Raw genomic sequence first — 26,569 nt, forward strand, 5'->3', positions numbered from 1 at the left:
GGGGTGGGTTGTCTCCTGTCTCCTACCCTCACCCATAAGACTTTTTCAGCAAACCCTAACTAATTTGGAGCTAATACTAATCTAATTATTTTCTACTCTTCTACCTGAGTTTCAGTAGCATTTGATTCTGGAGATGCTTGTGGTTCGGAACTGGAATTAGCCGAAACTTCCTGCTTAATTTGATCTTTAAATCCTGCAGGAGCTAGTTCTATTGCCAGATCGAAAAGCTCTTGAGCAGCTTCATTATTACCTTGCTCTCTGAGCATAATTGCCTTAGCTAAAACAGGCCGAAAATCTTCAGCATTGCCCTTAATTGCTTCATCATAAACAGCGATCGCCTCATCGTAGCGTTTCTGCTCTGCATAAACCTGTCCCAAAATCAACTGCACTGAAACCACATCAATACTTCCAGCTTCCACTTGATTTGCCACAGGAGCCGCTTTTAGTGTATCCTGTAATAAGCCAATAGCAGCTTCCGGGCGCTCCTGTTGCAACAACAAATTAACCAAACCCTGCAAAGCCTTTAAATCTCCAGGTTTAGCTGCCAGAAGGGAACGATAAATTTGAGCCGCACCTTCGCGATCGCCTGTATATGTTTTAGCTTGAGCTAGCAGTACATTATAATCTGTATTACCAGGATTTAATTCAGATAATTTTTCTAATGGAGGTATAACATCCTCAATATTGCCCTTTCCTGATTGAATTAACTCTAACTTAACTTGTAAAAATCCTTGTAGTGCAGTTTGATTATCTGGTTCCCTTTGTAAAACTAACTCATAACCCCGTGCTTGTGCCAGCAAATCTGCTTCTTGATCTGCTACAGGAGTCTGAGTTGAAGATGGAGTGGATTGACCATTATTTTGATTGGCCTCTAATAGTCCCCCTAATAAAGGAGATAGAGAAAATCCTAAAAAAGCAATTATTACCAACACCACCACCGCCATCAAAAAACCACGACGTTTATCTACCATGAGATTAAATTCCGTTCTACTGAACTTATTCAGACTTACCCAAACTGCGGTTTGAGCTTTGGAGAATAGCTTCCTGCGCAGTACCCGAAGGTTGCCACCTAATCTTCTCCAAAGCCCAAACTGCGGTTTGAGCTTTGGAGAATAGCTTCCTGCGCAGTACCCGAAGGTTGCCACCTAATCTTCTCCACAGGCTTAAAATCGGTGGTAATTCCACCTAATAAAAGCTTTTGATTAATTTGAAAACTTTGCTACTCTATTCCATTATTATTTTCGGGTATTTTAAGGTTAATGGATTTGTTAACCACCTTTATAGGCAACCTACTCTTAAAAGTTTTGTATAGGATTTCAACCCTGAGAATTAAATTAAGTTAGCTTGGTTCTTGCCTTTGTTATTGTAGCAAACTGTCAAATATTTCCACAATTCATTATATACGTGTCCAATTTTTTTTCATTTCCTACGGTATGCTGTGCAAACGAGCCAAGAAAATTAAAGAATTGTGGAAAATGTACGGATTAATCAACAATCTAATTGGATTAATAACAATAGTGTCGATTTATTGTCTCGGATTGCCCACCTGCGACAATAATACTATAGCTTATGTCTTCCCACTTAATCAATTAAAAAGTTGCCCTATAAGGGCGAGGCACATCCCCCAATTTTTCGGTAAAATTAACTAATAAATCTTCAGGTAAAGAGATGGCCAAAGAGAAAGATCGAGATATTCATACTTTAACTGTGACAGATAATCAGCCGTTAAATTCTTGGGAATCTCAAGATTTAGATCAAAATGAAATTGATACTCCTAATCAAGATAATACTATTGTGCGACAACATCCAATTGCTCCCCCAAGTGAACCAAAACAGTATCGAGCTATAGGTTTAGTTCGAGGTCGTTATCAACCTTCTACAGAACAATTTACACGGGGCAGTTTACAAACTCCAGATGGTTCAGAAATAGATGCTGTATTGTTAGGTCGGGTAATGAGTCTATTAAAAAATCATTTAGACCTAGAGGAGGAACATCTGTGGGTTGTTTATCCTCGTACTAGACAAGAAAATGATGACCTACATATCCAAATTATGGGGGTATGGGAACCAGAAACCCTCAGAAAAATTAAAAATACTGAATCAAAAGATAATGTTACTTCTTCTTTGACCATTTCTCCCACTGCTGAAGATAATCAAAGTGAAGAAATACCACAAACATCAGAAGATATAGATAATTCTCAACAAACTACTATTGTTACTGATGATGAGAATCAAATAGATAGTTTATTAAGCTTAAATGATGGTTATTTTTCCATCCGAGGAGAAGTAATTTATCAATCTCAAGAAGAAGAATATATAATAGTTAGAGTTAAACAAGCTCCTCGCAAGGATGAAGATACTCCTAGGTTTTTCAAGCTGAAACTAAAAGGGAATTTAGGCGATCGCCCACTGAATCGTTTCTGGGATTTACATATTCAAAGGCAGGATACATTTCTTGTCGTTCAATATGCTAATGATATAGGTAGTCTATTTGTTAATAATCGTCGTAAGCCTCCATTTAAAGGTCGAAAAACATTTAATGATAATAGAAGAAGTAATTATTCTCGCAGACCTACTTCCCAGAATTATAATTCGGCAAATTCAGCTCCAACAAGAAAAGAACCTATTCCTAAACCTACTAAAAAAAAGAAAAATACAGATGAGTAGGATAATTTATTTTTGTTTTTTTAGAGTTTTGAGCGACAAAGTTTGGAGAATTTTCTCATAATTAGCATACTTGGGAAAAAGGGAAAAAGGAAAGAAAGGAGTAGCAAATAAATTATCAATATCTTTATCTTTAATTTTATATCTAAGTACCTATGCAAAATTAATACAAAATATCACGCATTTTTGCTACATTTTATCATTTTCTTTGTGGGTTTAATACCCCACCGTCTACACGGTGTTCAAAATTACTTGGGGTGAGAATCCCCATGTAATTTTCCGACTGTCTCCTGTCTCCTGTCTCCTGTCTCCTGTCTCCTGTCTCCTTCTTCAATAATATGTGGGATACCTTGCATGCAACGTCTGTATAGAGTAGATAAATAACGAATAAAATACCTTTACTTCATATAAATAATTGCTAAAAATATGAGTGAACTATTATTATTACCTAATAACTGAAGTGTTCAATAAGTATAAAATTATGTTGGGGAATTTGAAAAAAGAATTCTACAAAAAGGTAGATATTGATCGGAGCTGCTTAAAAATAGGTGTTCCAGCTCATTTTAGATAGTTATTTATATCGTTTTTTCCTTTTTTTCAAAATTTACCGAATAATTAAGGTAAAAATCCTCTCCTTTAAAGGAGAAACAAGTGGTCGTTCGCGACAGCGGAACGGAGTTCTCTCTTCGGAGCTTCCCGAAGGGTGGGATGACGATCTTCGGAGCGGGTCTGTAAGAACGGGTCTCCTCGCCATATCCAATCGACCAAGAGAAGAAAAAATTTTCATGATTAGTCTTACCTCTCCTTGAAAAGAAGAGGTAATTATTAATTATTAATTATTAATTAGGGCTTGCTGAATAAATCTAAAAGCATTGACATATAAAGGTTTTAGGATTTTTTAGTTGAAAAAATTCCAACCTTTTAGGTCGCTTAGGTTCAAAAATTTAGCATTTTAGGCGCATAGTTGCGCAGAAAAATCAAGAGACTATTCTTCCTCCTAACCTCCTCTATAATTCCCATTTCTCCTGTCTTCCCCTCCACCGGAGGGGGAGGGGCGAGGGGTGGGTTGTCTCCTGACTCCTGACTCCTACCCTCACCCATAAGACTTTTGAACGCAAACCCTAATTATTAATTGTTGAACCCTTCTTCCTTCTTGCTTATTCGTTATTTCGTAGGGAAGTTGCATGCAAAGTCCCTACCATCTGTAAGAAACATTTATCAAATATCAAATTGGTATAAGTAGGCAAAATTAAACACGAAATAAAAGTAGCAAGTAAATTTATCCAAACCATTCTGACTCCTAACTTCTGCGCCAGACGAATCGAACAGCTGCTCTATAAAACTGATACAAAGCGTCATATAACGTGACAAATTGACGTTTACTTCCTGCTTCTACTGAGGCCGTTGGCGGTTACTCATCCACAGGCATTAACGGTCAAGCCAACCGCATCTCTACACTCTATACTTACATTTAAGTCTTTGTCAATTAACATAACTAAAAAAGTCCTCAAACCCTTACTACGCCGTTTTAGCGTAGGGAGCGAGATTTCAGGATAGGTCTACGTCTATATAGATAGACACCCCAGAAATGCGAATAGCAGGGATTAGTGCAGAAGATACAAAGCGTCACCCTCGTTACTACTTGCCTGTGAGAACTATCGTATTATGTCGATAAATTGCGCAAATTGTTAACTAAGTCGAAACTCCCCTAACTCTGATTCAAAATTAACTTTCTAGAAATGGCAAAAAAGTTCTATCCATAGGAATTGGAGCAACTGATTCAGTTAGAGTAAATTCTCCCGCTTCAATCCACTGTTTTAACTCTAAAGCAATTTGATTAGAAAGGAAAATACTGGCAAGAGGGGCACTTCTGACAAGTTTGCCCTCTATTTTTATACGACCAGACTTGAGTTGAGCATAGCTAACTAAACCAAAAGTTGGACGTACCCGACGTGGAATGGAAAAATCTACTACTGGTGCAACAATATCTTGGTCTTGAATAGTACAGTTAGTCACTACTTTCTCATTCAAAACAGGCAGAGGAATGCCTACACCCAACATAATTGAGGGACCATGATTTTTGAAATAGCAACCACGCACCCATTTAGATTGCATTTGTTTCCCATCTCCAATCAAGGCCAAAGTCGCAGCAGGTCCAATGGGAGTACGATTAGGTAAACGTTTTTGTAAAGGAAAGTGTTGAGTACCTTCCCAAGTTATATATCCAATACCACCGCCCAAAAATATACGAGTACCAATACCAATTACTTGTAAATCTGGATCGTTGAATAGTGGAGAAATAGCACCAGTATTAGAATAAACTGCATTACCTAAATTTGGCATCAGAGGCCCAAGATAGGTAAATAGAGGGCGATCGCCACCGTTTACACCAACTATAAAATTTTGATATAGATTTCGTGGATTGAATAAATAAAACTGGTTAATTGTTTCACGGGTAATTGTCGTTTCAAAGGTAGCTCTGGGATAACAATCTGTTACTTGACCAATGGCTCTAAGATGGACAGGTTTACCTGCAATTAGGTCTTCAATTACATGACCACCACCTCTTTCTTTAGATTCTTCACTATCTTCAGGTATTTGAGTGGCGCCAAGATATAAATCCACAGCCCCAAAGCCCGAATAAGCAGGGATACCATCTAACCAGCAGGAGCGAATTTTAATTGGTGGGTCAGTATGTCCTAGATTAATCATAGCTCCAGAGCACTCCATTGGCTCAAAAGTCCCGGTGGTAATTACATCAACTTCTTTTGCTACTTGGGTAACACTGGTTTCAGCAACTCTAGTTTTTACTTCTGTTACTGTAGATACAACGGCTTTTTTGTTGATAATTTTGTCGTTAATTTCAGCAATTGTTCTCATATTAGCAATATGATTTTAGTTGTGAGATATTGGAGACTTTTAGGGAACAGGGAACAGGGAACAGGGAACAGGGAACAGGGAAGAAAAAAAACGAATATATATGAATAAGATAACTGCTATATTCTATAATTTAAAGGAACACCTCAATTCTCACATCTGATTCCTGAATCCTTGCCTATTAAATTTCTTCTTCTGAACTAGATTTAGGTAAATCTTCTGTACTTTGATATTCTATTTGCTCTACTTCAGAATCAATTTTATCTTCTACCTCGTTACGCTCAACCTCAGAATATTCAGGGATAGTATCTACAGGATTTCTTTCATATGAAAAATTTTCAATTTGCCAATTATCAAGAATATCTTTAATTAATAACTCTTGAATCCAGACTTGAGCAATAATTGTTAAAGGTAAAGCGAGTAAAAGTCCTGAAAATCCAAAAAAGCTAGCAAAAAATACTTGGGAAATTAATGTCATAGCAGGCAACAAAGAAACTTGTTTCGCTATCACATAAGGAGTCAAAATATTACCCTCAATTTGTTGAATCAGAATGTAAATCAACAAAACTAAACCAGATTTTAAAGGAGAATCTATCAAAGCGATCGCCATCGGTGGAATTACACTAAGAGTCGGTCCAATATTCGGTATTAAAGTTAGTAACCCTGCCAAAATAGCTTGAGCTGAAGCCAGAGGGAGCTGCAATATAGATAGACCAATAAAACTTAGTAAAGCAATTACACTCATATTAATTAAAGTGCCAATTACCCACCCTCCTAATGCTATTTCACAATGGTTTAAAATTAGGTTTACTCGTTGTCGGTAAAAATTGGGAAATAATTGTATAAATGCTTGACGGTAGGCACTAGGATTTACCAACATCATTATGGTTAAAACTAGAATTAGTAGTAAGCTCAGAAATATTCCGAAAGTATTACCAACGAACTCTCCAGCATTATTAATTAGTTGATTAAATATAGGTTGTAGTTGAGTAACAACTTCATTAATATCAATGTTTGGTAATTGCTCTCTAAGTTGAATAGGTAATTGTTCTTTGAGTATATTCAACCAATCATTTAATTTATTAATACCCAAGGGAACAATAGTTATTAGCTGTTGAAACTGCTCCGCTAAAGGTGGAACAATTACCCAGAAAAAAGTCACAATTATTAGTATAAATAGACTGACCGATATTAATACAGCTAGGGATCTATTTATGCTGAAACGTTGTAGCCATCTAGCTAGTTTATTGAGAGTAGTAGCAATTACCACTGCGGTAAATACTAGCAGTAATAATTGACGGATCTGCCACAATATATATATGGAAGCGAGGATGGCGAATAGTCCAACCCAATTACCTAGATTCACAAGAATTATAATTAAAGTATGGATTTTAAGTATATAGGTTAATGTATTCTATCTTGAATTTGTGTAATATTTAATTACAATTTACACCTTGATATTAGCTTGGTTAAAACAGAAGAAATGAGCAGCGATCGCTTATGAATTAGCTGCCTTCATCAAACAAAAATATCCCATTTTTTAGTCTATACTTTACCCATAACTAGAGCAAACGTTGATGGTCAGATAAGCTAGTGGAATGAAGTAGACAAAGAAACAATGACAAATCCTTTAAATATGATTAACTATTATCATAAAATTTATTGATTTGACCTCTCCTCATTGCCGACTCCGTTACACCCCTACTCCCAAAAAGTTTCAATACTTATTAGGTAAAACATAGTTTTTTACTAGAGGTGATAGGTTAATTTAGAGCTGTCTAAAACTTTCAATTTTCTGGTTTAAATCTCGCCAAAATTTCTGTAGGAGATAAATTAGATAAATCTACTATTAATCTGGCTAAATCTACAGCAGACAAATCTATCATTTGTGAGATTATTACCGAATAATTAAGGTAAAAATCCTCTGTTTTAAAGGAGAAACAAGCGGTCGTTCGCGACAGCGGAACGGAGTTCTCTCTTCGGAGCTTCCTGAAGGGTGGGATGGCGTACTTCGGAGCGGGTCTGTAAGAACGGGTCTCCTCGCTGTCCGACCATCGACCAAGAGAGAAAAAATTTTCATGATTAGTCAATCCTCTCCTTGAAAAGAAGAGGTAATTAGGGTTTGCTGAAAAAGTATTTTAGTAGGGGTAGGAGACAGGAGACAGGAGACAGGAGACAGGAGGAAAATTACATGGGGATTCGCTCCCCCAAGTAATGCGTGAACACGACCGTTGACGGTGGGGTATTAAACCCACAAAGAAAATGATAATTTCGGATAATCATCTTCATAAATACGGCTATTATTGCGGTTCGCTTCTCTTTGAAATTCTCCCCTAACTTCCAGTAATTTCAGCAAACAACTACAAATTTCATTAGGGGTTACAGGATTTCGGTAAGGTTCAAATAAAGCAGTTGTTGTGGCAAAACGACCTAATAATCCTAATACTTTTAGGTTTCCTTGAAGTTGTGGTTGTGGTGAAAACCAGACATCTATTTGCCTAGCTTCTCCCCGCACTTCACGGGGTGCTTTTACTTCGCCAATAATTGATAGTAATTCTTCTAAATATTGTTTAGCAAATTGGTCATAAAGGAATCTAGTCATCAAGTTTTCTTACTTTTCTCAAATTTCTCTGAAATTACCTAAAAAACCCACTTTCTTTACCCTTTATTCCACATTCTGAACTTGTCCCCAAAGTCGCCATCCCAATAATATCCCTACAACTATTGGAGGTGTGAGTACAGCAATGATGGCATTGGTTGCTGTGGAGGAAATGGAAAGATAGGGGCCAGCATATTTGATCGAGAGGGAAAGTCCAGCAGAGAGAATTAGGACTTTGAGAATGAAGATTATTTTATTATTCATATTACCAGAAAATTGGGTTTAAAGCCTCCCCCTAAAAGGGGGACTTTCCTCCTTGAATGTACTTTTTCAGAGTTTCAAGTGGTGCGCCTCCAACTGAAGCCACAAAATATGAAGGACTCCAAAGCGCAGTTTTGTGGGGTTTTTCATATCCTGCTGCTCCATATAATCTACTAGAAACACCTTTAAGATGATTGACTATTTGAGATATAGACAATTTAGGTGGGTATTCAATAGCTGCATGAACATGATCGGCTTCCCCATTAAACTCTAATATATTGAAGTTCATCTTCTTAGCTACAGTCTCAAACGAATCCTTGATTAATTCTAATCCTTCTGCTGTAAATACACTTTTCCGATATTTAGTCACACATACCAAATGTACTTTTAAGTCTGAGATACTATGTCTTTCTTGTCTTAACATATTGCATACCAAATTCAACTATGCTATAGTTATACTATACAGACCAAAAATAAATTTAAGATGAGGGCTAGATACAAGTATAGAATATACCCAACTAAATATCAGCAGACCAAGTTAGCGCAACTATTTGGTTGTGTTCGCGTAGTTTGGAATGATAGCCTAGCTTGCTGCAAAGAAAAGCACGCTCAAAGAGAGAAGAAACCGACTAATTCTGAACTACAAAAACAGTTTATCACTCAAGCTAAAAAGACTGAACATAGAGAATGGCTATCAGAGGTTTCTGCTATACCATTGCAGCAATCTTTGAATGATTTAAACCAGGCTTATCAAAACTTTTTTCAATCAACTCAAGGCCATAGAAAAGGTAAACCTGTTAAACCTCCTAAATTTAAAAAAAGGAAATCGAAGCAAACGGCTAGGTTTACGAAAGGAGGGTTTAAAGTTGGTCAGGACAAAGTTTATTTAGCCAAGATTGGAAAGCTGAAAATAGTTTGGTCAAGAGATCTGCCTGCTACTCCATCATCAGCAACAGTAATTAAAGATTCAGCTCATAGATACTTTCTTAGTTTTGTAGTAGAAATACAGCCAGAAGAGTTGCCTCAAATTGATAATTCAGTAGGTATAGATTTAGGAATCAAAACTTTTGCTACTTTGAGTAATGGAGAAAAAGTTGACGCACCAAAACCGCTCAAGAAACGCATTAAGAAGTATCGAAAATTAAGTAAGTCATTATCTCATAAAACTAGAGGCTCTAAACGACATGAAAAAGCCAGGCTAAGAGTTGCAAAATTTAATGGCAAACTGAAAGATACAAGGACAGATTTTCTTCATAAACTATCTACTAAAATAATTCGTGAAAACCAAACAATTGTTTTAGAAGACTTAAATGTTTCTGGAATGCTTAAAAACCGTAAATTATCCAGAGCTATTTCTGATTTAGGATGGCGAACTTTCCGAACATTCCTAGAAGGAAAAGCAGAAAAATACGGTCGTGATTTTAGAATAATTAGCAGGTGGGAACCAACATCACAAAAGTGTTCATGTTGTGGTTTTAAAGGTGGAAAGTTAGACCTTTCAGTTCGGGAGTGGGAGTGTCTAAACTGTGGCAGTAAACATGATAGAGACGAAAACGCAGCAAGAAATATATTAGTCGCGGGCGGGCAGTCCGAGACAAAAAACGGACGTGGAGGCAAACATAAGACTACCGTTAAGGTAGCAGAAGTCAGTGAAACGTCAACCCGCCGAGGAGCTATGGCTCGGTAGGAATCCCTGTGCCTTTAGGCCGGGGAGGATGTCAAGATGTTATAATTAAGGATTAAATATTTTGCAAAATGTAGAATTAAATCCCCCCTAACCGCCTTAAAAATGGGGGAACTTTTCCTAATACTCTGTAGAGATTTGCTCTCCAAACCGCCCGTTGAAGAAGGAGACAGGAGACAGGAGACAGGAGACAGGAGGAAAATTACATGGGGATTCGCTCCCCCAAGTAATGCGTGAACACCGTGTAGACGGTGGGGTATTAAACCCACAAAGAAAATGATAAATTTTGACTTGATTTTGTGTAGCCACTATCTCAATCAACATTTACTTAAATTATAACTATACAATTTTCAGTTTAATTAAGTAAGCTTTTTATTTTCAAGTCCCCCTATTTTCAGATAAACATTTATAACTATTAAGTCCCCCTTTCTCAGGGGGATTTAGGGGGATAGATATGAATAACTAGGGTTTGCTGAAAAAGTATTTTAGTAGGGGTAGGAGACAGGAGACAGCTATACTGGATACAGGAGAAATGGATCGGGAGCGAGGAAGTAGGAGCTAAGTTTTGTAAGAATGATTTTTCTGCCCAACCATGCGCCTAAAATACGCTCCATGCATGAGCGTGAAGAGCTGAAACAGGGGCACTTTTTTCGTTCCCAAAAAGGCTAAAGTATTTATATGTCAATGCTTTTATATTTAATCAGCAATCCCTAACTATTCTTCTAACTCAGCACTACCAATCAAACAATTATGAACTATCAAGAATCAGAACTACAAGCAAAAATTCGTCAACAATTTGATTTTGTAACTTATCCCAGAATACCTGTTGAAAAATCTCCTAAGGATGACTATGAATCACTTTTTATTCATAATCTTGTCACACCATATTATCTGAGAAATCAAAAGGTAATAGAAACTGAAGGTAAGATAATTTTAGATGCGGGATGTGGCAGTGGTTATAAGGCATTAGTATTAGCAGAAGCAAATCCAGAGGCGAAAATAGTCGGTATTGATATTTCCGAAAAATCTGTAGAATTAGCTCGGCAACGTCTGAAATATCATGGTTTTGATAATGCCGAATTTCATGTTTTGCTTATAGAAGAACTGCCAAGTTTAGGTTTAGAGTTTGACTATATTAATTGTGATGAAGTTCTGTATTTATTGCCGGATATAGTTGCCGGTTTACAGGGAATGAAATCTGTTTTAAAACCTGATGGAATTATTAGAACAAATCTCCATAGTTCTCTCCAACGTCATAACTATTTTAAGGTGCAAGAAGTTTTTCAAATGATGGGATTAATGAATGAAAATCCTGGAGAAATGGAAATGGAACTGGCACGAGAAACTTTGGATGCTTTGAAAGATTCAATTATTCTTAAACGACAAGTTTGGAAGCCGGAAAGGGCAAAAAATGAAGAATGGATGCTGAGTAATTATTTATTACTGGGAGATAAAGGTTATACTATCCCGGAAATTTTTGCTGCTTTAAAAAGTGCGGATTTAGAATTTATTAGTATGGTGAAATGGCGACAGTGGGAAATTTTAGATTTGTTTAAAAGTGAGGATGATTTGCCAGCTTTTTTAGGCATGAGTTTGCCAGAAATATCTGTGGAGGAACGACTACATTTATTTGAACTTTTACAACCCATGCACCGTCTCTTGGACTTTTGGTGTGGTCATCCCCAACAAAGTCAATCTTTTGTGCCAGTTTCCGAATGGACAGACTCTGACTGGCAAAAGGCCAAGGTACATCTTCATCCTCAGTTACGAAATTCTCAAGCTAGGGAGGATTTAATTAACTGTATCAATAACCATAAACCTTTTGAAATTAGTAATTATGTGAAGTTGCCCACTTTAACACCTATTCATATAGATAGTAGTATGGCTGTTTGTCTGCTGCCTCTGTGGGATGGGGTTTGTACTATTGAATCTTTGGTAGAACGGTTGATCAAGATTAGACCATTAGACCCTATTACTTTGGAAGTTGTGAGCAAGGAGAGGTGTTGGGAGGAGGTTAAGGAATTGTTGGATACTTTAGACCCATTTCTGTATGTGCTTTTGGAACGTTAGTAGTAGCTTGTCTAGCTTTAAAATGTGGGTAAATTTGAGTCAATGAAGACCTCTCCCCCGACCCCTCTCCTGCAAGGAGAGGGGGGAAGTCTTCTCCCCCTTCCCTGGTAGGGAAGGGGGTTGGGGGGTTAGGTTTTTTTACCCACAATTTTAGTCTAGATATCTACTACTACGAGCCTAATTAGATCCAGTAGGGTGCGTTAGACTGCATTAATCACTCACAATGAAAGGTATTGAACAATCCGTCGTAACGCACCATTGAGCTTCAAAACTATTGGCAAGATTATCATTTTCTTTGTGGGTTTAATACCCCACCGTCTACACGGTGTTCACGCATTACTTGGGGTGAGAATCCCCATGTAATTTTCCTCCTGTCTCCTGTCTCCTGTCTCCTGTCTCCTTCTTCAAAGGAGTCGTGACAATGCATAAGAGTATCAGTTATCATACCGAATTAATTCAATCTTTAAAAGAACCTTCAGAAGCAGCAGTTTATCTTGAGGTTGTGTTAGAAGAAGGCGATCCGAAAATGATAAAAAAAGCTTTCTCTAATGTGATAGAAGCCAGAAGAGGATTTAATTTTGTTTCTGATGATGTTTATGACAACCTTGCAAGATTTGACGAAAAACTTAAAGAAACGGGTGAAATAGAATTTAATCTTTTGCGGAAATTACTAGAATCTTTGGGTTTGAAAGTAGGGGTGAAGGTGAGACCTAGTTAGGAGAAATAAGCTTTTAAGTCTTTGTTTGTAGTTGGGCTTTAGCCCAAGGAGAATTGAGGGGCTAACTACAAGCTTAGGTGGTGGTGCATAGTAATGGTAAAGGAAGCACCGGGAGTTTAGGGAGATTCGGAGATGGGGAGTATCGGAGATGGGGGGATGGGGAGATGGGGAGTGTCGGAGAAATTAAAAAATATATATCCTCACCATTACCATGCAGGACTACCCAAGCTTAGTCCCGTAGGGTGCGTTTCGCAGAGGGACATGAAAAGACGGCCAAAATTACTCGTTGTGAAGGGCATTTAACAATCCGTCGTAACGCACCATTTTGGGTGTGTCAGTTCAGTAAGCCCTTGTATAACAATATTGTTAGCGAAGCTTATCTGAAAGATAAACCCAACAAACCTTTATTGGTTTTGAGTTAATGGTGTTGGGTTTCGTCCCTCAACCCAACCTACTAGGGCGTCTAGCTTGAAAATGTGGGTAAGTTTTACTATCCCGGAAGACCTCTCCCCCGACCCCTCTCCTGCAAGGAGAGGGAAGAAATGCCCCCCCTTCCCTTGCAGGGAAGGGGGTTGGGGGGTTAGGTTTTTTACCCACAATTTGAGTCTAGACGCGCTACTACTACCACCGAAAAAAAAAATTCCTGGGGCATGATATGAATTTTTGGCAAGGTGGGTAAGTTAGATTCATGGGATAAAAATTATTAGTCCAATTTTTATAGGAGAAAAAATGAAAACTGAATTTAAGGCTAAGTTCTTACAGCACGTTGCTAAGAAGAGAAAGGAAGAGGGTTTTACTCTGATTGAATTGTTGGTGGTTATCATTATTATCGGTATTTTGTCTGCTATTGCGTTGCCTTCTTTCTTGAACCAAGCTAACAAAGCAAAGCAGTCTGAGGCAAAGCAGTATTTGGCTTCTATTAATAAAGGTCAGCAAGCTTATTATGCAGAGAATGGTACATTTGTTATTGGCCCTATTCAAGATAATATAGGACAGCTTGGTTTAGGTATTAAAACTGCTACGGGTAATTATACCTATAATATCAGCGCTGCCACACAACAAGTTGGGGCTACTGCAGATGAATTAGGTGTTGCAGCTTGGACAGATGAAACTGCTACTGGTCTTAGAGGATATGCAGCAATAGTATATCTGACAGACGCAGATGGAGCATTAACTTCCCAGACAATCATCTGTGAAGGAGAAGTCGGATTGAGCGATGAGCCAACTTATAATTCTGAATGTGTTGGATCGGGCTATGAAACACCTCTATAACTTTAGACATTAACTTCAAAAACTTAAGGGTAGCGTAGTATGCGCTACCTATTATTTTTGTAAATTATTAATTTATGTTCTGATGATTTCTGATGAATTACCTGATAATTGGCAACAACAAGCTAATCAATATTTAGTTAATAGTAACTACAGTAAAGCTATTAACCTTTATGAAAAAGCCATAAATGCAAATCCACAAAATAAGTCATATTATTGGCAATTGGGATTAATGTTACTCTTGGAAGGACAAGAAGAGGAAGCACAAACAACTTGGCTGTTAGGTATGGCAGATGGAGAAGCAGAAGAGGTTGAGTTTTGGACAGCAGAATTAGTAGAAGTATTGGCAACAGAAGCAAATAGACAACTAGGAAGCCAGAATGGATCTGTCGCTTGGGTTATTAGACAACACATTCGGGAAATTAACCCCACGGATATTAATAATTTATTGCAGTTAATTGATTTATCCATTGCTCTCAAAAACTATACAAGGGAACAACTAGGGGAGTATGGAATAATTGAGCTATTAGAAAATAATACAACTATAGAAGTTGACCAAAATTTACTGCCGCATACATTAAAAAAACTGTTAGTTTACGATCCAAAAAGTTTATCATCAGTAGAATTTGCCTCAGTTGCCATTCCTCAAATAGAAGCTCGAACTACTCTTATTAACTCTCTAATTCCACCTATATTTCAAATTGCATATTCTTTCGCCTCAGTAGGATTTGCTAGAAAATATACAGAATTGTTATTAAATATCGCCCCAGAGAATAGAGAGCTATTAAGAACTATGGCACAGTTTTCTGTAGAGTTAACTGACTATGCTTTGGCAATTGAATATGCAGAAAAATCCTATTCTTTATCTACAGATATACACGAAAAAGTAATCTCTCATTTTCAGATTTGTCGAGCTTTAATCGCCTCAAGAGGTGCAGATCGAAAAGTTAAAGAAACATTAGACCGACAAGAGTCTCTAATACAAGCTCTAGCAGCACAACCTCCACAAAAACTGGGTACAGTTGCCATGCGTTTGTATAACATGGCTTATATCTTTCCCTATATTAGAGACTGCCCGGAAAAAAATCTCAACATTCGTAGTCAGTTATCACAAATTTGTCAGCTAAATTTAGAAACAGCTTGTCAGGAGCAAATAAGCAAATACAGTCAGAAGTTAAACAAGAAAAATTATTTCAGTTCAGAGACAAAACCTTTAAAAATAGGATATTTATCCCACTGTTTGAGAAGACATTCTGTAGGGTGGATTGCCCGTTGGCTATTTAAGTATCATAATCGAGATAAATATGAAATTTATTCATATATGGTAGCGGCAGAACACCGAAACGATCATCTGCAACAGTGGTACGCTAATCAAGCTACTAAAACTCATATTTATAGTATTGTTAGTACAGAAGTAGCAGAAGATATTTATGATGATGAAATAGATATCTTAATTGATTTAGATAGCATGACATTAATTAATAGTTGTTCAATTATGGCAATGAAAGCAGCACCTATTCAAGCAACATGGTTAGGTTGGAGTGCCTCAGGAATACCAACAATTGATTACTATATTGCCGATCCTTATGTTTTGCCAGAAAATGCTCAAGATTATTACCCCCATAAAATTTGGCGACTACCTCAAACTTATGTTGCTGTAGATGGTTTTGAGGTAAACATACCCAGTCTGAAACGAGAAGATTTAGGTATTCCTAGTGATGCAGTGGTTTATTTTACTGCTCAAAGAGGTTATAAATTTAACCCCGATACTGCCAGACTGCAAATGAAAATTCTCAAAGAAGTTCCCAATAGTTACTTCTTGTTTAAAAAATTTGGTGACTCAGACGTTTTATCTGAATTGCTGATAGATGTTGCTGAGTCAGAGGGTATTAGTAGCGATCGCCTGATTCCGATAGAAGAAGTAGCTCGAGAAGAAATTCACCGAGCAAACCTAGGTATTGCAGATATTGTTTTAGATACTTATCCCTACAACGGTGCAACAACTACTCTAGAAACTCTCTGGATGTGCATCCCCATGGTAACGCGGGTTGGTCAACAATTCGCAGCACGCAATAGCTACACCATGATGATGAATGCTGGCATCACCGAAGGTATTGCTTGGAGTGATGAAGAATATGTGGAGTGGGGAATTAGATTAGGGAAAGATGAAAAATTACGGCAGGAAATATCCTGGAAATTGAGAAAGTCGAGGCAAACCGCTCCATTGTGGAATGCAAAGCAGTTTACCTTGGAGATGGAGAAAGCTTATGAGCAAATGTGGCAGAGATATATTGAAGGTGAGAGTTGATGATTTTTGATTGTCATTGCTAGGAGGGATGGTTTTGAAGTGGCTATAACTTTAACATATTATTGCCTTCGCAGCAATATTAGATACACGCTAAATGCTTTAATTAAGATGGCTACTCTCATTCCTAGCATATATATGTTGGGTTTCTTTTCGTCAACCCAACCTACACTTACTAACAAATTGTTTTCAAATGCACGTTATTAGCTATAGACATTTAAGAGAATATGCACTTAACCATAGTGATTCGAGTGATACTTTAGATAATTGGTATAAAGTTGCCAGCAAGGCTAATTGGTCAAATTTGATTGAGGTAAAATCCGTTTTTCCTTCAGCAGAGGCAGTTGGTAATTTTACAGTTTTTAATATTAAGGGCAATAAATATCGTTTAATTGTTAGTATAGATTACCAACGACAATTGATTTATATTAAATACATTCTTACCCATGCAGAATACGATAAGGAGTATTGGAAAAATGACCCTTACTTTTAGTTCAAAAAAATATAGTGAGTTGTTAGTTAAATATCAGCCCAAGCTAATAAAAACAGAGGAGGAAAATGAAAAAGCACTGGCAGTTGTAGAGGAACTAATGCACGTTCAAAATCTTACTCCAGAGCAAGAAACTTTGTATGAATTATTAATTGTTTTAATTGAAAAGTTTGAGCAAGATTTTTATCATCCAGGTTCTGTATCAACTCCTGATTCAATGTTACGATTTTTGATGGAACAACAGGGAGTAAAACTTGAAAATTTAGTCGAAGTTATTGGCTCGGAGGGTATAGTAATTGAGTTGATTAATGGTAGAGGTGAGATTAATACTGAACAAGCTAAAATATTAGGGGATTTTTTTAAAGTAGATTCTAGTTTATTTAGCCGATAAGCGATCGCTACTGTTAAATTAATGTATGGTCAAACTTAAGTTAAATAAACCAGAAAAGAATGTTTGAGAAAAGTTATGAAACTTCCTAACCCAGAAAACACGCTCATTTATGACAAACCCATTCATCAATGTATTTTGTATATTGATATTATTGATAGTAATTTAGAGATGGGCGAAAGCCATTGTATTTTGATTCAGTGTAACGATACGGAAGAACCGTACGAAAAAAACTGTAGAAAATCGTAACAGCTTTTATCTTGATATTGGATTAACCAATACTGGCTGTACGGCACAGCTCACTATTCCCTCGGCACTAAATGCCTCTGGGAATTTCTTTCTAATTATTTGAAGACTGCCATTAACATCGGCATTAATCACTATACCAGTTCCACTCCTGAATAAACCACGTTTGACTCGTTTACCCCTATAAGTTTCATGTTTTATTGGTTGCTCTAGGTCAAGAGCAGATGTTTTGCTTGTATAGCTTTCCTCTGTTTCAATCACCTTGATTCCTGCTAGCTGACATTTATAAGTAATTTGCTTGAGTAGCTTATCATGTGGTATTTGGGTAAAATTTTGGTTGTTTTTTTTGCCGATATTTGCACCTTGTTTCCAGTTATCATTTTTGCCTATGACTACAGTACCAATATTATTAGTCACTAAATAATTGACAACTAATTTACTGGTGTTATGCAGATAATTCTCTACAAAACGATTTCGGTGATAGGTTAACGCCTCAATCTTACGACTGCTTTTTCTGTTGCCTTTGAGATGACTTTGATACTTGGCTTTTCGCTTGTTGTAAAGCTGATTAACACTTTTTAGTGGCTTCCCGTTAACAAGCATAGGCTTAACACCAGGCTTGTTTGTAGATAGAGCAACTAATCGGTCAATCCCTAAGTCTATTCCAGCTACATATGTTGATTGTATTTGTGGCTGATTCGCTTTTTCATACACTACTTCAATTATATAGCAGCTAGTAGCAGGTACTATCCTGACTTCGATTACAGTTTCTACAATTACAGGTATTTTGATTTCACTCATTGATAAGTGACAAATACCATCTTTTAAAGGGGCTTTATAGACTGATTCCTTTGAATATATAACTACATTCCTACCTTGAGTTTTATTCTTATACTTTGGTATTTTGGGTTTACCTAAAAACTTCCCAGGATATTTTGACCATTCTTTTATAGCTTGAAAATAGCCACGCCAACTTGCCACCAAGCATTTTATTATTTGTTTTGATACTTTAGTTGGTAATGCTCTGTAAGCATCGCTATCTTTAGTGGCGTGGTACAGTTTAGTTAGTGAGAGACTTTTACCAGTACAGAAAAAATGCTGACGACAGTGATAGTTAGCTAAGTTATATAAGTTTTTTGACTTAAAAGCTAACTCATCACACACCTGCCAAAAGTTATGTGTTCGTCTAATTATATGTCTGTCAACAACTTTCATGGGTCTGTCTATTCAAATAAAGTGGCCCGGAGCCCGTGATTACTATAATGCTCGAAATCATTCATTGCCTAAATTTACGTTTTCTATTAACTGTTTAATATTACAATACTTTTCTACGTTTGACAACTATTTTCTACAGTTTAAGTTTAACAGTTAATTACCCCAGTTTTGTATAGGAGCGATCGCCATGAATACAACAAAAACTAGACTGACTTTTGACCAATTTATTGACCAATACCCAGAAGATGGGGTTATTTACGAACTTGTGGATGGAGAAATTAGAGAAATGCGACCCATTGGTGCCCATGAAAACGTTGCGAATTTAATCCAGAGAACTATGGACCGGGAAATCGAACGGCTAAATTTGGGTTTAGTGGTGACGCGCACCGCATTGGTCAGAACGGTAACAAAAGAAGGGCAAGAACAAGGGCGAATTCCTGATGTGTCTGTGGTGGATGGTGAGATTTGGGACAGATACCTTTACACATATCAGGGGTTTAGGGAACCCTTGAGACTAGCAGTGGAGGTAACGTCAACTAACTGGGAGGATGACTATGTTGACAAATTTGACGAGTACAAGCATTTGGAGATTTCCGAATATTGGATAGTTGATTATCTAGCGATCGCTTCTCGGTCTTATTTAGGTCGTTCTAAAGTTCCCACCGTTTTTGTTTATCAACTTATTAACGGCGAATATCAGAGTCAAGTATTTCGGGGAAAGGATCGGATTATTTCCCCTACTTTCCCAGAACTAGAGTTCACTGTAGAACAGGTTGTAACTGCTAGTATACCACGAATAAGGTGAAAGCAATATTTCAAATTGTGTAGCTTGGTTTTTCTTCCTCAAGCTCAGGATTAAACTACTCAATTTTGAGTACCATTTTGCCCAACAAATCTAGCTAACAATTCATCACGAGATAATTGCAATAACAAAGGTACTAACTCAGCAGGTAAAAGAGAAAGTGATGGCTCAATTATTGCCTCTAGTTGGTTATCTATTGTACCAAAACGAACTTTGAGAATATTTTCTATTTGTTCTCGGCGTTCTTCTCGCATACCTTGTTGCATACCTTGTTGCATACCTTGTTGCATACCTTGTTTTGTAGCCTCTTCTAATCTTTGTGAAAAAAGTGGTGATAATCGCATAATTAACTCCCTATCTTCTGATTCTAAATTTTGATTTACTTCTATATTACTTAGCAAATCTGCTAATAACAATAGCGCATTTGAACGAAACAAATTATCCGCTGGCAATGCTTCTAATTCATCAATTGCTGTTGATTGAACTCTTCCTCTACCCAAAATTCTCAGCCAGAGAGTTTCTGGGGTTAGTAACTGTTAAACTTAAACCGTAGAAAATAGTTGTAAAATTTACAAAAGTGTTGTAGTATTAAATAGGTAATAACTCTTATGAAATAATTCAGGTGAATGCAACTGGTTGACAGACATATTATTAACCGAACACATATCTATTGGCAGGTGTGTGATGAGTTAGCTTTTAAATCAAAAAACTTGTACAACTTGGCTAATTATTATTGTCGTCAACATTTTTTCAAGTGTGGAAAAAGTCTAGATTTAACTAAACTGTACCACACCACCAAAAATAGCGATGCCTACAGAGCATTACCAACTAAAGTATCAAAACAAATAATAAAATGCTTGGTTGCAACTTGGCGTGGTTATTTTCAGGCTATCATTGAATGGTCAAAAAATCCAGGAAAGTTTTTAGGTAAACCCAAAATACCAAAGTATAAGAATAAAACTCAAGGTAGGAATGTAGTTATATATTCAAAGGAATCAGTCTATAAAGCCCCTTTAAAAGATGGTATTTGTCACTTATCAATGAGTGAAATCAAAATACCTGTAATTGTAGAAACTGTAATCGAAGTCAGGATAGTACCTGCTACTAGCTGCTATATAATTGAAGTAGTGTATGAAAAAGCGAATCAGCCACAAATACAATCAACATATGTAGCTGGAATAGACTTAGGGATTGACAGATTAGTTGCTCTATCTACAAATAAGCCTGGTGTCAAACCACTGCTGATTAATGGGAAGCCACTAAAAAGTGTCAATCAACTGTATAATAAGCGTAAAGCTAAGTACCAAAGTCATCTCAAAGGCAACAGAAAAACCAGTCGTAAGATTGAAGCATTAAGTTATCATAGAAATCGTTTTGTTTCCAATTATCTGCATAACACCAGTAAGTTAGTGGTTGAGTATTTAACCACAAATAATATTGGTACTGTAGTCATAGGAAAAAATGATAACTGGAAACAAGGTGCAAATATAGGCAAAAAAAACAACCAAAATTTTACTCAAATACCTCACTATAAGTTAATTCAACAGATAACTTATAAGTGTCAACTGGTTGGGGTAAAAGTCATTGAAACTGAAGAAAGTTATACCAGTAAAACATCTGCTATTGACCTAGAAGAACCAATATGCCATGATAACTATGTAGGTAAACGAGTCAAGCGTGGCTTATTCAAAAGTGGAACTGGTATAGTCATTAATGCCGATGTTAATGGCAGTCTTCAAATATAAGATAAGAAATTTCCAGAGGCATTTGCCGAGGGAATAGTGAGCTGTGCCGTACAGCCAGTATTGGTTAATCCAATATCAAGATAAAGGCTGTTACAATTTTCTACAGTTTTTTTCGTACGGTGCTTTAACTTCTCCAATAGTTGATAGTAATTCTTCTAAATATTGTTTGGCAAATTGGTCGTGAAAAAATCTAGTCATCAATCAATTTTATTTGAGGTTTGATCTGAGAAATTTGATAATTCAATTAGGGGAATATTATCTGCTTTAACTTGAGCGATCGCTTCCTGATTCTCATTTTCCAATTTAATCCAACCTTGCAGTTGAGGAATTAAAGCTGACCATTGTATTTGACTCAACTCCCCAACTAAAAAAATTTCTGGTCCCTCATCTACCTCTAATTCTGACTCCATTAACAAGTTCATCACCACGCTGGATAAAATTAAATCTGCATCTTCAGCAGAAATATTGCTGTTATTTATTAATAAAGTCATCTTAGCTTTATCTGGATGATTCACCAGATTTTTAATTACTGCTTGTAATTCTAATCCTACTATTTCTTCCGGTTGCGACCAGTCTGGGAAAACAATTAAATTGATTTCTGTTAGCGAAAAAGGCAATCTCTGGGTAACAAAGTGTCCTAGAATTTCCCCTCTAGTTTTTGTATTTTGCTTGTCGCGAACTATCTCCAGAAAACGCAAGGCGGTAGGAACAGGTGAATAATTTTCAATTGCCCACTTTCTACCCGCAATAGATATGCTTTCTAAAATTTCAGGTTCCTTGACAAGGCGATCGACCGTTCCCTGTATATTATCTAAATCAATACCGATATAGTGTTTCCAATTTTCCGGCATCACTGGTAAATTAAAACTATACTTATCAAAATCAATATGAAAAGTCACACATCCAGCAGCTAAAGACTCCCAAAATCTCCAACTATCCCACCACTCAGCATGAAAGTTTTGACTATCGTTATCTGGAACAATGCAACCTCCAAAAGCAGCACAAGCAAGAGATTTAGTTAGTCTTTGATAATATTCAGGATGATGACGTTGACCAGTTTGCTGCCAGAGAAAATAATCATAATTATCTTCTGGTGGTTTATCAAAATTTTCACGAGAAAAGTCAAGTTTGAGAATATTTTTTATTACAGGGTAAAAACGTTCGTCAGCAATTTTTCTTAGAGGAAAATTTACAGTGTATTCTATCCATTTATCATCTTTTATATAATCTGTTCTTTGTATTCCTGGAATCTGCACCGAAGCATCTATACCAAATAATAATAATGTGTCATGTTTTACTCTATAATTAATTAGTAAATTAGGTGTTCGTTGCTCAAATTTGCTAACTTGTTGAGTCGATTTTAAAATTCGATTAGAGATACCAAAAAACCAAGGGTGTAAATTATTCGGATGTTGAACAAAATTATTACAACCCGTTCTTAAAACAAGATCAAAATTTCTCATCAAAGTAGGATTTAGGTCATATAATAGGAGACTATGACCATCTGTATCGTCTAAATAAACAGTTATATATTTTCTTTTCTGATCGAACAAACCTTCAGGTATCTTTTGATGATTTTCAAACCAGTGATTGCTTAAAACTACAACTGAACAATCCCAATGATTGACACTAGAGTCATAATTAAAAAGATATGATTCTGAATCTAATCCGGTTTTCCAATAATTGAAATTAGCATAAAATGGAATTCTTAAAACTTTTAACCCATCAGCGATATTAATCATTAAATGCTCATAAGCTTGTTCATGGCATAGATAAAAATAAACTGAACCAGAAAAACTGGTTTGACTATGGAATTTTTCAGTAGCTATACTGGTTGTCATAATCAATTTTTATTTTGATTTTTAGTTGTCTAGTTGAATAATGCAATTTTCTCAGCTTTAGCTTGAGCGATCGCCTCCCCATTCTCATTTTCCAATTTAATCCTACCTTGCAGTTGAGGAATTAAAGCTGACCATTGTATTTGACTCAACTCCCCAACTAAAACAATTTCTGGTCCCTCATCTACTTCTAATTCTGACTCCATTAACAAATTCATCGCCACACTAGATAAAATTAAATCTGCATCTTCAGCAGAAATATTGCTGTTATCTATTAATAAAGTCATCTTAGCTCTATCTGGATGAGTCACTAGACTTTTAATTACCTCTTGTAATTCTAATCCCACCTTTTCTTCTGATTGCAACCAATCTGGGAAAATTATCAGATTAAATTTTCTTAATTTTAAATTTGAATATAACTCATCTTCTTTAACTACTGGATGATTTAAAAAATACTTACTATCAAGATAACCTTTGATTCTTTCCATCGCTGGTAAAGCACCAACTTTCTCCTTAGCTAAATCAGGGAGTTGAGATAAAACCTCTGCTATGTTGTTGGCAAAATTGTACTTGGGATTATCACCATACTTCCAGGTTAACCACTCTAAAGTTTCCATTGCTACGTCATAAAAACTTAGTATATCCGCAATACAAGCTAATTTCAACAACTTCTCTGGAGTGTTATTACATGACTCTCGATCGGATGATTGCTGAATCAAATCCCGAAAATAAAAAGCATCTGTCCATATTAATTGACCGGGATGCTGTTTAGAGACTATAGAACCTCTACGACGAGAATCTCGATACAAAGTTTCAAAATCTAAAAAGGTAAAGCCACTTTTCCTCAAATATAAGTCAATATCAGCAAATAAAGGCTGATTTTCATACATAGCTGTAAACTCTACTTCTACTTTTAGGAAGAGAATGCTTTTTAAAATATCCTTAGCACCTTCTAAAACTTTTAGTTCTCCACCTTGGGTGTCAATTTGTATAAAATCAATTTCATTGATTCCCTCAGAATGGCAAAAATCATCTAAAGTAGTTGTTTGGATCTTTTCTTTAGATACTAACTCTATTATTCTGGGGTTGTCTGTAAAGCGATCGATATACGACTCACTAGGAGGATACAAAGAACTACAGTAAGGAGATTTAGTAATATATAAAGTTTGAGTTCCCACGGAATCCCAAAGAGCTAAAGGTATGTGTTTTTCTTGGTAACTAATTTGTTGTTTTTGCAGCTTGGCGTTCATCTGCTCACAGCTTTCCCGATCGGCATCAAAACCGTATATCGTCAGATTAGGAGACATTAAACCCCAATCGATACCTTCATACTCTTGGCCTTCATAATTTCTAGAACCCACAATAGCTATGGTTAAATGAATATCATCTATTTTGCCATTTTTCTTTAAGTTATCAACAAATATTGGCATCCTTAAAATTTCCTCTTTTGTTTAGTTTTTTTAAGTTTAACTATTAGATAATACCACTTTGAAAAAAGAATGCTATAAAAAGGTAGATATTGAGCGTATATGCTTAAAGATAGCAGATCTAATTTGTTTTAGATAGTTATCTCTATCGTTTTTCCTTTTTTTGTAATGTTTATCCATTCTTACTTCTTGCTTCTTCTTTCTTTCTTACTTCTACCATTTGTAGCAAACATTTATAAAATTGGTATAAGTCACTGATACTTAGAGCAGTAATATGAGTTGCTTTTAAAGAAGCGCTTGCATCTTTATATTCCAACTTAATCCGACTTTGTAATTTAGGTATTAAAGCAGATTTAATTCATGACAAGCTCTAAATATTCCTGAAATACCTTTTGAAATAAATATCCCATTTGACTAGAGTAATAGCGACTATCCAAAAACTGCGGATTAGCCTGCATTTTTGTCTCTATTCTGTCGCGATAAACTGCTCGTAAATCAGAATTATTTCCCAAGTTAACTGCTAATTGAATATAAGCATCTTCACTATCTGCAATTAATTCTGGCATCTCAAGATACCGCAACAAAGAAGCACCTCTGCGAGAGCGAGCAGATTCTTTTTGCATAACAACAGTAGGTAAACAAATCTGTAATGGATCGATTAATGAAGTCATCCCAGAAAATGGATAAGCATCTAAATAAATATTTGCCAGTTTCAAACATTCTTTAATATCAGCACGATTTGGTAAAGCATTGAGCAAACATAGTCGCTTTTCACTGACACCATACTTACTTAAAGTAGCAAAAAATCGCTCTTTAAAAGCTTCAATTGGATAAGTTGGCGCCCAATTAGGATTAAACGGATATAGCAGAAGCATAGAGTTAGGAACTTGAGCAATTATTTGCACCCAAGTTGCTTCTACTTCTGGGATGATTTTATAAAAATTAGCACCTGATATATAAACTACTGTATTCTCATCAATATTTAGTTCTTTTCTGCTAATAGTTGTTGTGACTGATAATTCCTTTTCAGTCGCAAAATCAAAACATTGATCTGGTCCGTCTAAAGTTACTAATTTTTCTGTGTAATGTTCTTTAGCATTAGTTTCTGAATCAGTAAGTTTGCTTGAGATGTAGCGATCAATATGACGCATCCCTGTAGTGACAGGAGAATTCATTCCCACAATTTGTATTCGTGCCAAACGATGGGATGCTAACAAAGTTATGGCATTAGTTTGGGAAGTAATATTAGTAGAAATGAACAGAATATCTAAGTCGTCGTTACGAACAGCTTTTACTTGAAGTTCGAGGTCTTCTGGCAATTCAATTGCTGCATCAGCATGGTCGTAACAATATCTTTCCAGAGGATGACCGCTTGCTTGTAAATAATAGATAATAACTTCAAATTCTTCCCTGTTTAAGTGTTTATATATAGGTAAAGTGGCAAAAGTTTCTGGATGAGGATCAAAATTATTGGCAATAATGCCCAGACGAATCTTCTGGCGATCACCTGTTCTTTCTGGAAAGTCGTAATCTACCTGATACCCTTCAATTTTTAAGGCAAATTCGATAATTTCTGCACGTTTTTGATAAACTTCTTTTAAATTTGCTTGACTGAAATATAGAAATAATTTTGCTTTGAGAGTAAACCATTTAGCTATTTGATGAGCAGTCTGATTATTTGGGTTTTGGAAAATAAAAGAATGAATATCGTTGACTACTTTTTGCGTCTGTTCGTAGTAACTTTCTACATCTCCTATTTGTCTAAAAAAACCTACAGGTTGACCGTTTTCAGTCGTTCCTTTTTCTAAAATTTCTAACTCACTTAAAATCTTTTCTGCTTGCTCTTTCTCTGTTAATGATTCAGATTTAATTTTGTTAATAGGTTGTTTCTCAAAGTTATCCTGCTTGGGAATAATATGAACTACCCCGCCGTGTAGACGGACGGGGTTTCTAAGTCCCCGTCAACAAAGT

26 protein-coding genes are annotated in these 26,569 nt (G+C 36.3%); 12 read left to right on the forward strand and 14 right to left on the reverse strand.

Going from position 1 to position 26,569, the window contains the following annotated elements; genetic code table 11:
* Positions 1 to 92 precede the first annotated feature (92 nt).
* On the reverse strand, positions 93 to 971 hold the full coding sequence (locus D5R40_RS17325) for a tetratricopeptide repeat protein (protein ID WP_124143698.1): 879 nt from the start codon (positions 969 to 971) through the stop codon (positions 93 to 95).
* Between the two features lie 697 nt (positions 972 to 1,668).
* On the opposite strand from D5R40_RS17325, the gene patR reads away from it, so the two are divergent.
* A complete protein-coding gene (gene patR / locus D5R40_RS39755; RefSeq protein ID WP_124143699.1) occupies positions 1,669 to 2,667 on the forward strand; it encodes a heterocyst master regulator PatR in 999 nt (332 codons plus the stop codon).
* A gap of 196 nt (positions 2,668 to 2,863) precedes the next feature.
* On the opposite strand, the gene D5R40_RS41190 is transcribed toward patR, so the two are convergent.
* The 7 genes from D5R40_RS41190 to tnpA form a co-directional block, all read right to left on the reverse strand.
* Positions 2,864 to 2,998, reverse strand: a complete 135-nt coding sequence (locus D5R40_RS41190; RefSeq protein ID WP_282433641.1) for a hypothetical protein — start codon at positions 2,996 to 2,998, stop codon at positions 2,864 to 2,866.
* A 602-nt stretch (positions 2,999 to 3,600) separates the two neighbouring features.
* Positions 3,601 to 3,765: a hypothetical protein gene (locus D5R40_RS35455; RefSeq protein ID WP_161564608.1), complete on the reverse strand. Its 165-nt coding sequence runs from the start codon at positions 3,763 to 3,765 to the stop codon at positions 3,601 to 3,603.
* A gap of 624 nt (positions 3,766 to 4,389) precedes the next feature.
* The gene (locus tag D5R40_RS17335; protein WP_124154963.1) at positions 4,390 to 5,544 is read right to left on the reverse strand and encodes a homocysteine biosynthesis protein; all 1,155 of its coding nucleotides are present in this window, start codon (positions 5,542 to 5,544) and stop codon (positions 4,390 to 4,392) included.
* Positions 5,545 to 5,722: 178 nt separating this feature from the next.
* Positions 5,723 to 6,907 (reverse strand): AI-2E family transporter, encoded by a 1,185-nt coding sequence (locus D5R40_RS17340; RefSeq protein WP_124154964.1) that lies wholly within the window; start codon positions 6,905 to 6,907, stop codon positions 5,723 to 5,725.
* 879 nt (positions 6,908 to 7,786) lie between these two features.
* Complete coding sequence (locus D5R40_RS17345) at positions 7,787 to 8,143, reverse strand: hypothetical protein (RefSeq protein ID WP_192901285.1); 357 nt, start codon at positions 8,141 to 8,143, stop codon at positions 7,787 to 7,789.
* A 63-nt stretch (positions 8,144 to 8,206) separates the two neighbouring features.
* A complete protein-coding gene (locus D5R40_RS17350; protein WP_124154965.1) occupies positions 8,207 to 8,404 on the reverse strand; it encodes a hypothetical protein in 198 nt (65 codons plus the stop codon).
* A gap of 31 nt (positions 8,405 to 8,435) precedes the next feature.
* On the reverse strand, positions 8,436 to 8,825 hold the full coding sequence (gene tnpA, locus D5R40_RS17355; protein ID WP_124154966.1) for an IS200/IS605 family transposase: 390 nt from the start codon (positions 8,823 to 8,825) through the stop codon (positions 8,436 to 8,438).
* 60 nt (positions 8,826 to 8,885) lie between these two features.
* Here tnpA and D5R40_RS17360 point away from each other — a divergent pair, with 60 nt between their 5' ends.
* From D5R40_RS17360 to D5R40_RS17365, 3 genes are all read left to right on the forward strand, one after another.
* The gene (locus D5R40_RS17360) at positions 8,886 to 10,088 is read left to right on the forward strand and encodes an RNA-guided endonuclease InsQ/TnpB family protein (protein WP_124154967.1); all 1,203 of its coding nucleotides are present in this window, start codon (positions 8,886 to 8,888) and stop codon (positions 10,086 to 10,088) included.
* A 154-nt stretch (positions 10,089 to 10,242) separates the two neighbouring features.
* Entirely contained in the window at positions 10,243 to 10,365 is a 123-nt protein-coding gene (locus D5R40_RS41195; RefSeq protein ID WP_282433642.1) for a hypothetical protein, read from the forward strand.
* Between the two features lie 470 nt (positions 10,366 to 10,835).
* Positions 10,836 to 12,155 carry a class I SAM-dependent methyltransferase gene (locus D5R40_RS17365; protein WP_124154968.1) on the forward strand — a complete coding sequence of 440 codons (1,320 nt, stop codon included), beginning with the start codon at positions 10,836 to 10,838 and terminating at the stop codon, positions 12,153 to 12,155.
* 286 nt (positions 12,156 to 12,441) lie between these two features.
* On the opposite strand, the gene D5R40_RS35460 is transcribed toward D5R40_RS17365, so the two are convergent.
* Complete coding sequence (locus tag D5R40_RS35460; RefSeq protein WP_161565009.1) at positions 12,442 to 12,582, reverse strand: hypothetical protein; 141 nt, start codon at positions 12,580 to 12,582, stop codon at positions 12,442 to 12,444.
* Here D5R40_RS35460 and D5R40_RS17370 point away from each other — a divergent pair.
* The 6 genes from D5R40_RS17370 to D5R40_RS17395 all read left to right on the forward strand — a co-directional run bounded on the left by D5R40_RS17370 (position 12,577) and on the right by D5R40_RS17395 (position 17,328).
* Complete coding sequence (locus D5R40_RS17370; protein WP_124154969.1) at positions 12,577 to 12,873, forward strand: helix-turn-helix domain-containing transcriptional regulator; 297 nt, start codon at positions 12,577 to 12,579, stop codon at positions 12,871 to 12,873. The two genes, D5R40_RS35460 and D5R40_RS17370, sit on opposite strands and share 6 nt — an antisense overlap.
* A gap of 242 nt (positions 12,874 to 13,115) precedes the next feature.
* Positions 13,116 to 13,295, forward strand: coding sequence for a hypothetical protein (locus tag D5R40_RS35465; protein WP_161565010.1), 180 nt, complete (start codon positions 13,116 to 13,118; stop codon positions 13,293 to 13,295).
* Between the two features lie 307 nt (positions 13,296 to 13,602).
* A complete protein-coding gene (locus D5R40_RS17380; RefSeq protein WP_124154971.1) occupies positions 13,603 to 14,145 on the forward strand; it encodes a type IV pilin-like G/H family protein in 543 nt (180 codons plus the stop codon).
* 82 nt (positions 14,146 to 14,227) lie between these two features.
* Complete coding sequence (locus D5R40_RS17385; protein ID WP_124154972.1) at positions 14,228 to 16,450, forward strand: O-linked N-acetylglucosamine transferase, SPINDLY family protein; 2,223 nt, start codon at positions 14,228 to 14,230, stop codon at positions 16,448 to 16,450.
* A 190-nt stretch (positions 16,451 to 16,640) separates the two neighbouring features.
* Positions 16,641 to 16,940, forward strand: coding sequence for a type II toxin-antitoxin system HigB family toxin (locus tag D5R40_RS17390; RefSeq protein ID WP_124145853.1), 300 nt, complete (start codon positions 16,641 to 16,643; stop codon positions 16,938 to 16,940).
* Positions 16,924 to 17,328: a helix-turn-helix domain-containing protein gene (locus D5R40_RS17395; RefSeq protein ID WP_124145852.1), complete on the forward strand. Its 405-nt coding sequence runs from the start codon at positions 16,924 to 16,926 to the stop codon at positions 17,326 to 17,328. The genes D5R40_RS17390 and D5R40_RS17395 overlap by 17 nt, the downstream gene beginning before the upstream one ends.
* A 252-nt stretch (positions 17,329 to 17,580) precedes the next feature.
* On the opposite strand, the gene D5R40_RS17400 is transcribed toward D5R40_RS17395, so the two are convergent.
* A complete protein-coding gene (locus tag D5R40_RS17400; RefSeq protein WP_124154973.1) occupies positions 17,581 to 18,786 on the reverse strand; it encodes an RNA-guided endonuclease InsQ/TnpB family protein in 1,206 nt (401 codons plus the stop codon).
* Positions 18,787 to 18,973: 187 nt separating this feature from the next.
* Between D5R40_RS17400 and D5R40_RS17405 the strand changes: the two genes are divergently transcribed.
* The gene (locus D5R40_RS17405) at positions 18,974 to 19,591 is read left to right on the forward strand and encodes a Uma2 family endonuclease (protein ID WP_124154974.1); all 618 of its coding nucleotides are present in this window, start codon (positions 18,974 to 18,976) and stop codon (positions 19,589 to 19,591) included.
* Between the two features lie 59 nt (positions 19,592 to 19,650).
* Here D5R40_RS17405 and D5R40_RS17410 read toward each other — a convergent pair whose 3' ends face one another.
* Positions 19,651 to 20,088 (reverse strand): hypothetical protein, encoded by a 438-nt coding sequence (locus tag D5R40_RS17410; RefSeq protein WP_124145849.1) that lies wholly within the window; start codon positions 20,086 to 20,088, stop codon positions 19,651 to 19,653.
* Between the two features lie 126 nt (positions 20,089 to 20,214).
* Between D5R40_RS17410 and D5R40_RS17415 the strand changes: the two genes are divergently transcribed.
* Positions 20,215 to 21,333: an RNA-guided endonuclease InsQ/TnpB family protein gene (locus D5R40_RS17415; RefSeq protein WP_205127436.1), complete on the forward strand. Its 1,119-nt coding sequence runs from the start codon at positions 20,215 to 20,217 to the stop codon at positions 21,331 to 21,333.
* Positions 21,334 to 21,530: 197 nt separating this feature from the next.
* On the opposite strand, the gene D5R40_RS39760 is transcribed toward D5R40_RS17415, so the two are convergent.
* From D5R40_RS39760 to D5R40_RS17435, 3 genes are all read right to left on the reverse strand, one after another.
* On the reverse strand, positions 21,531 to 23,174 hold the full coding sequence (locus D5R40_RS39760; RefSeq protein WP_240041610.1) for a hypothetical protein: 1,644 nt from the start codon (positions 23,172 to 23,174) through the stop codon (positions 21,531 to 21,533).
* A gap of 29 nt (positions 23,175 to 23,203) precedes the next feature.
* Complete coding sequence (locus tag D5R40_RS42050) at positions 23,204 to 24,601, reverse strand: FkbM family methyltransferase (protein ID WP_339379395.1); 1,398 nt, start codon at positions 24,599 to 24,601, stop codon at positions 23,204 to 23,206.
* 350 nt (positions 24,602 to 24,951) lie between these two features.
* The gene (locus D5R40_RS17435; RefSeq protein WP_339379396.1) at positions 24,952 to 26,514 is read right to left on the reverse strand and encodes an O-linked N-acetylglucosamine transferase, SPINDLY family protein; all 1,563 of its coding nucleotides are present in this window, start codon (positions 26,512 to 26,514) and stop codon (positions 24,952 to 24,954) included.
* Between the last annotated feature and the right edge of the window lie 55 nt (positions 26,515 to 26,569).

This window comes from Okeania hirsuta, assembly GCF_003838195.1.
Classification (GTDB): Bacteria; Cyanobacteriota; Cyanobacteriia; order Cyanobacteriales; family Microcoleaceae; genus Okeania; species Okeania hirsuta.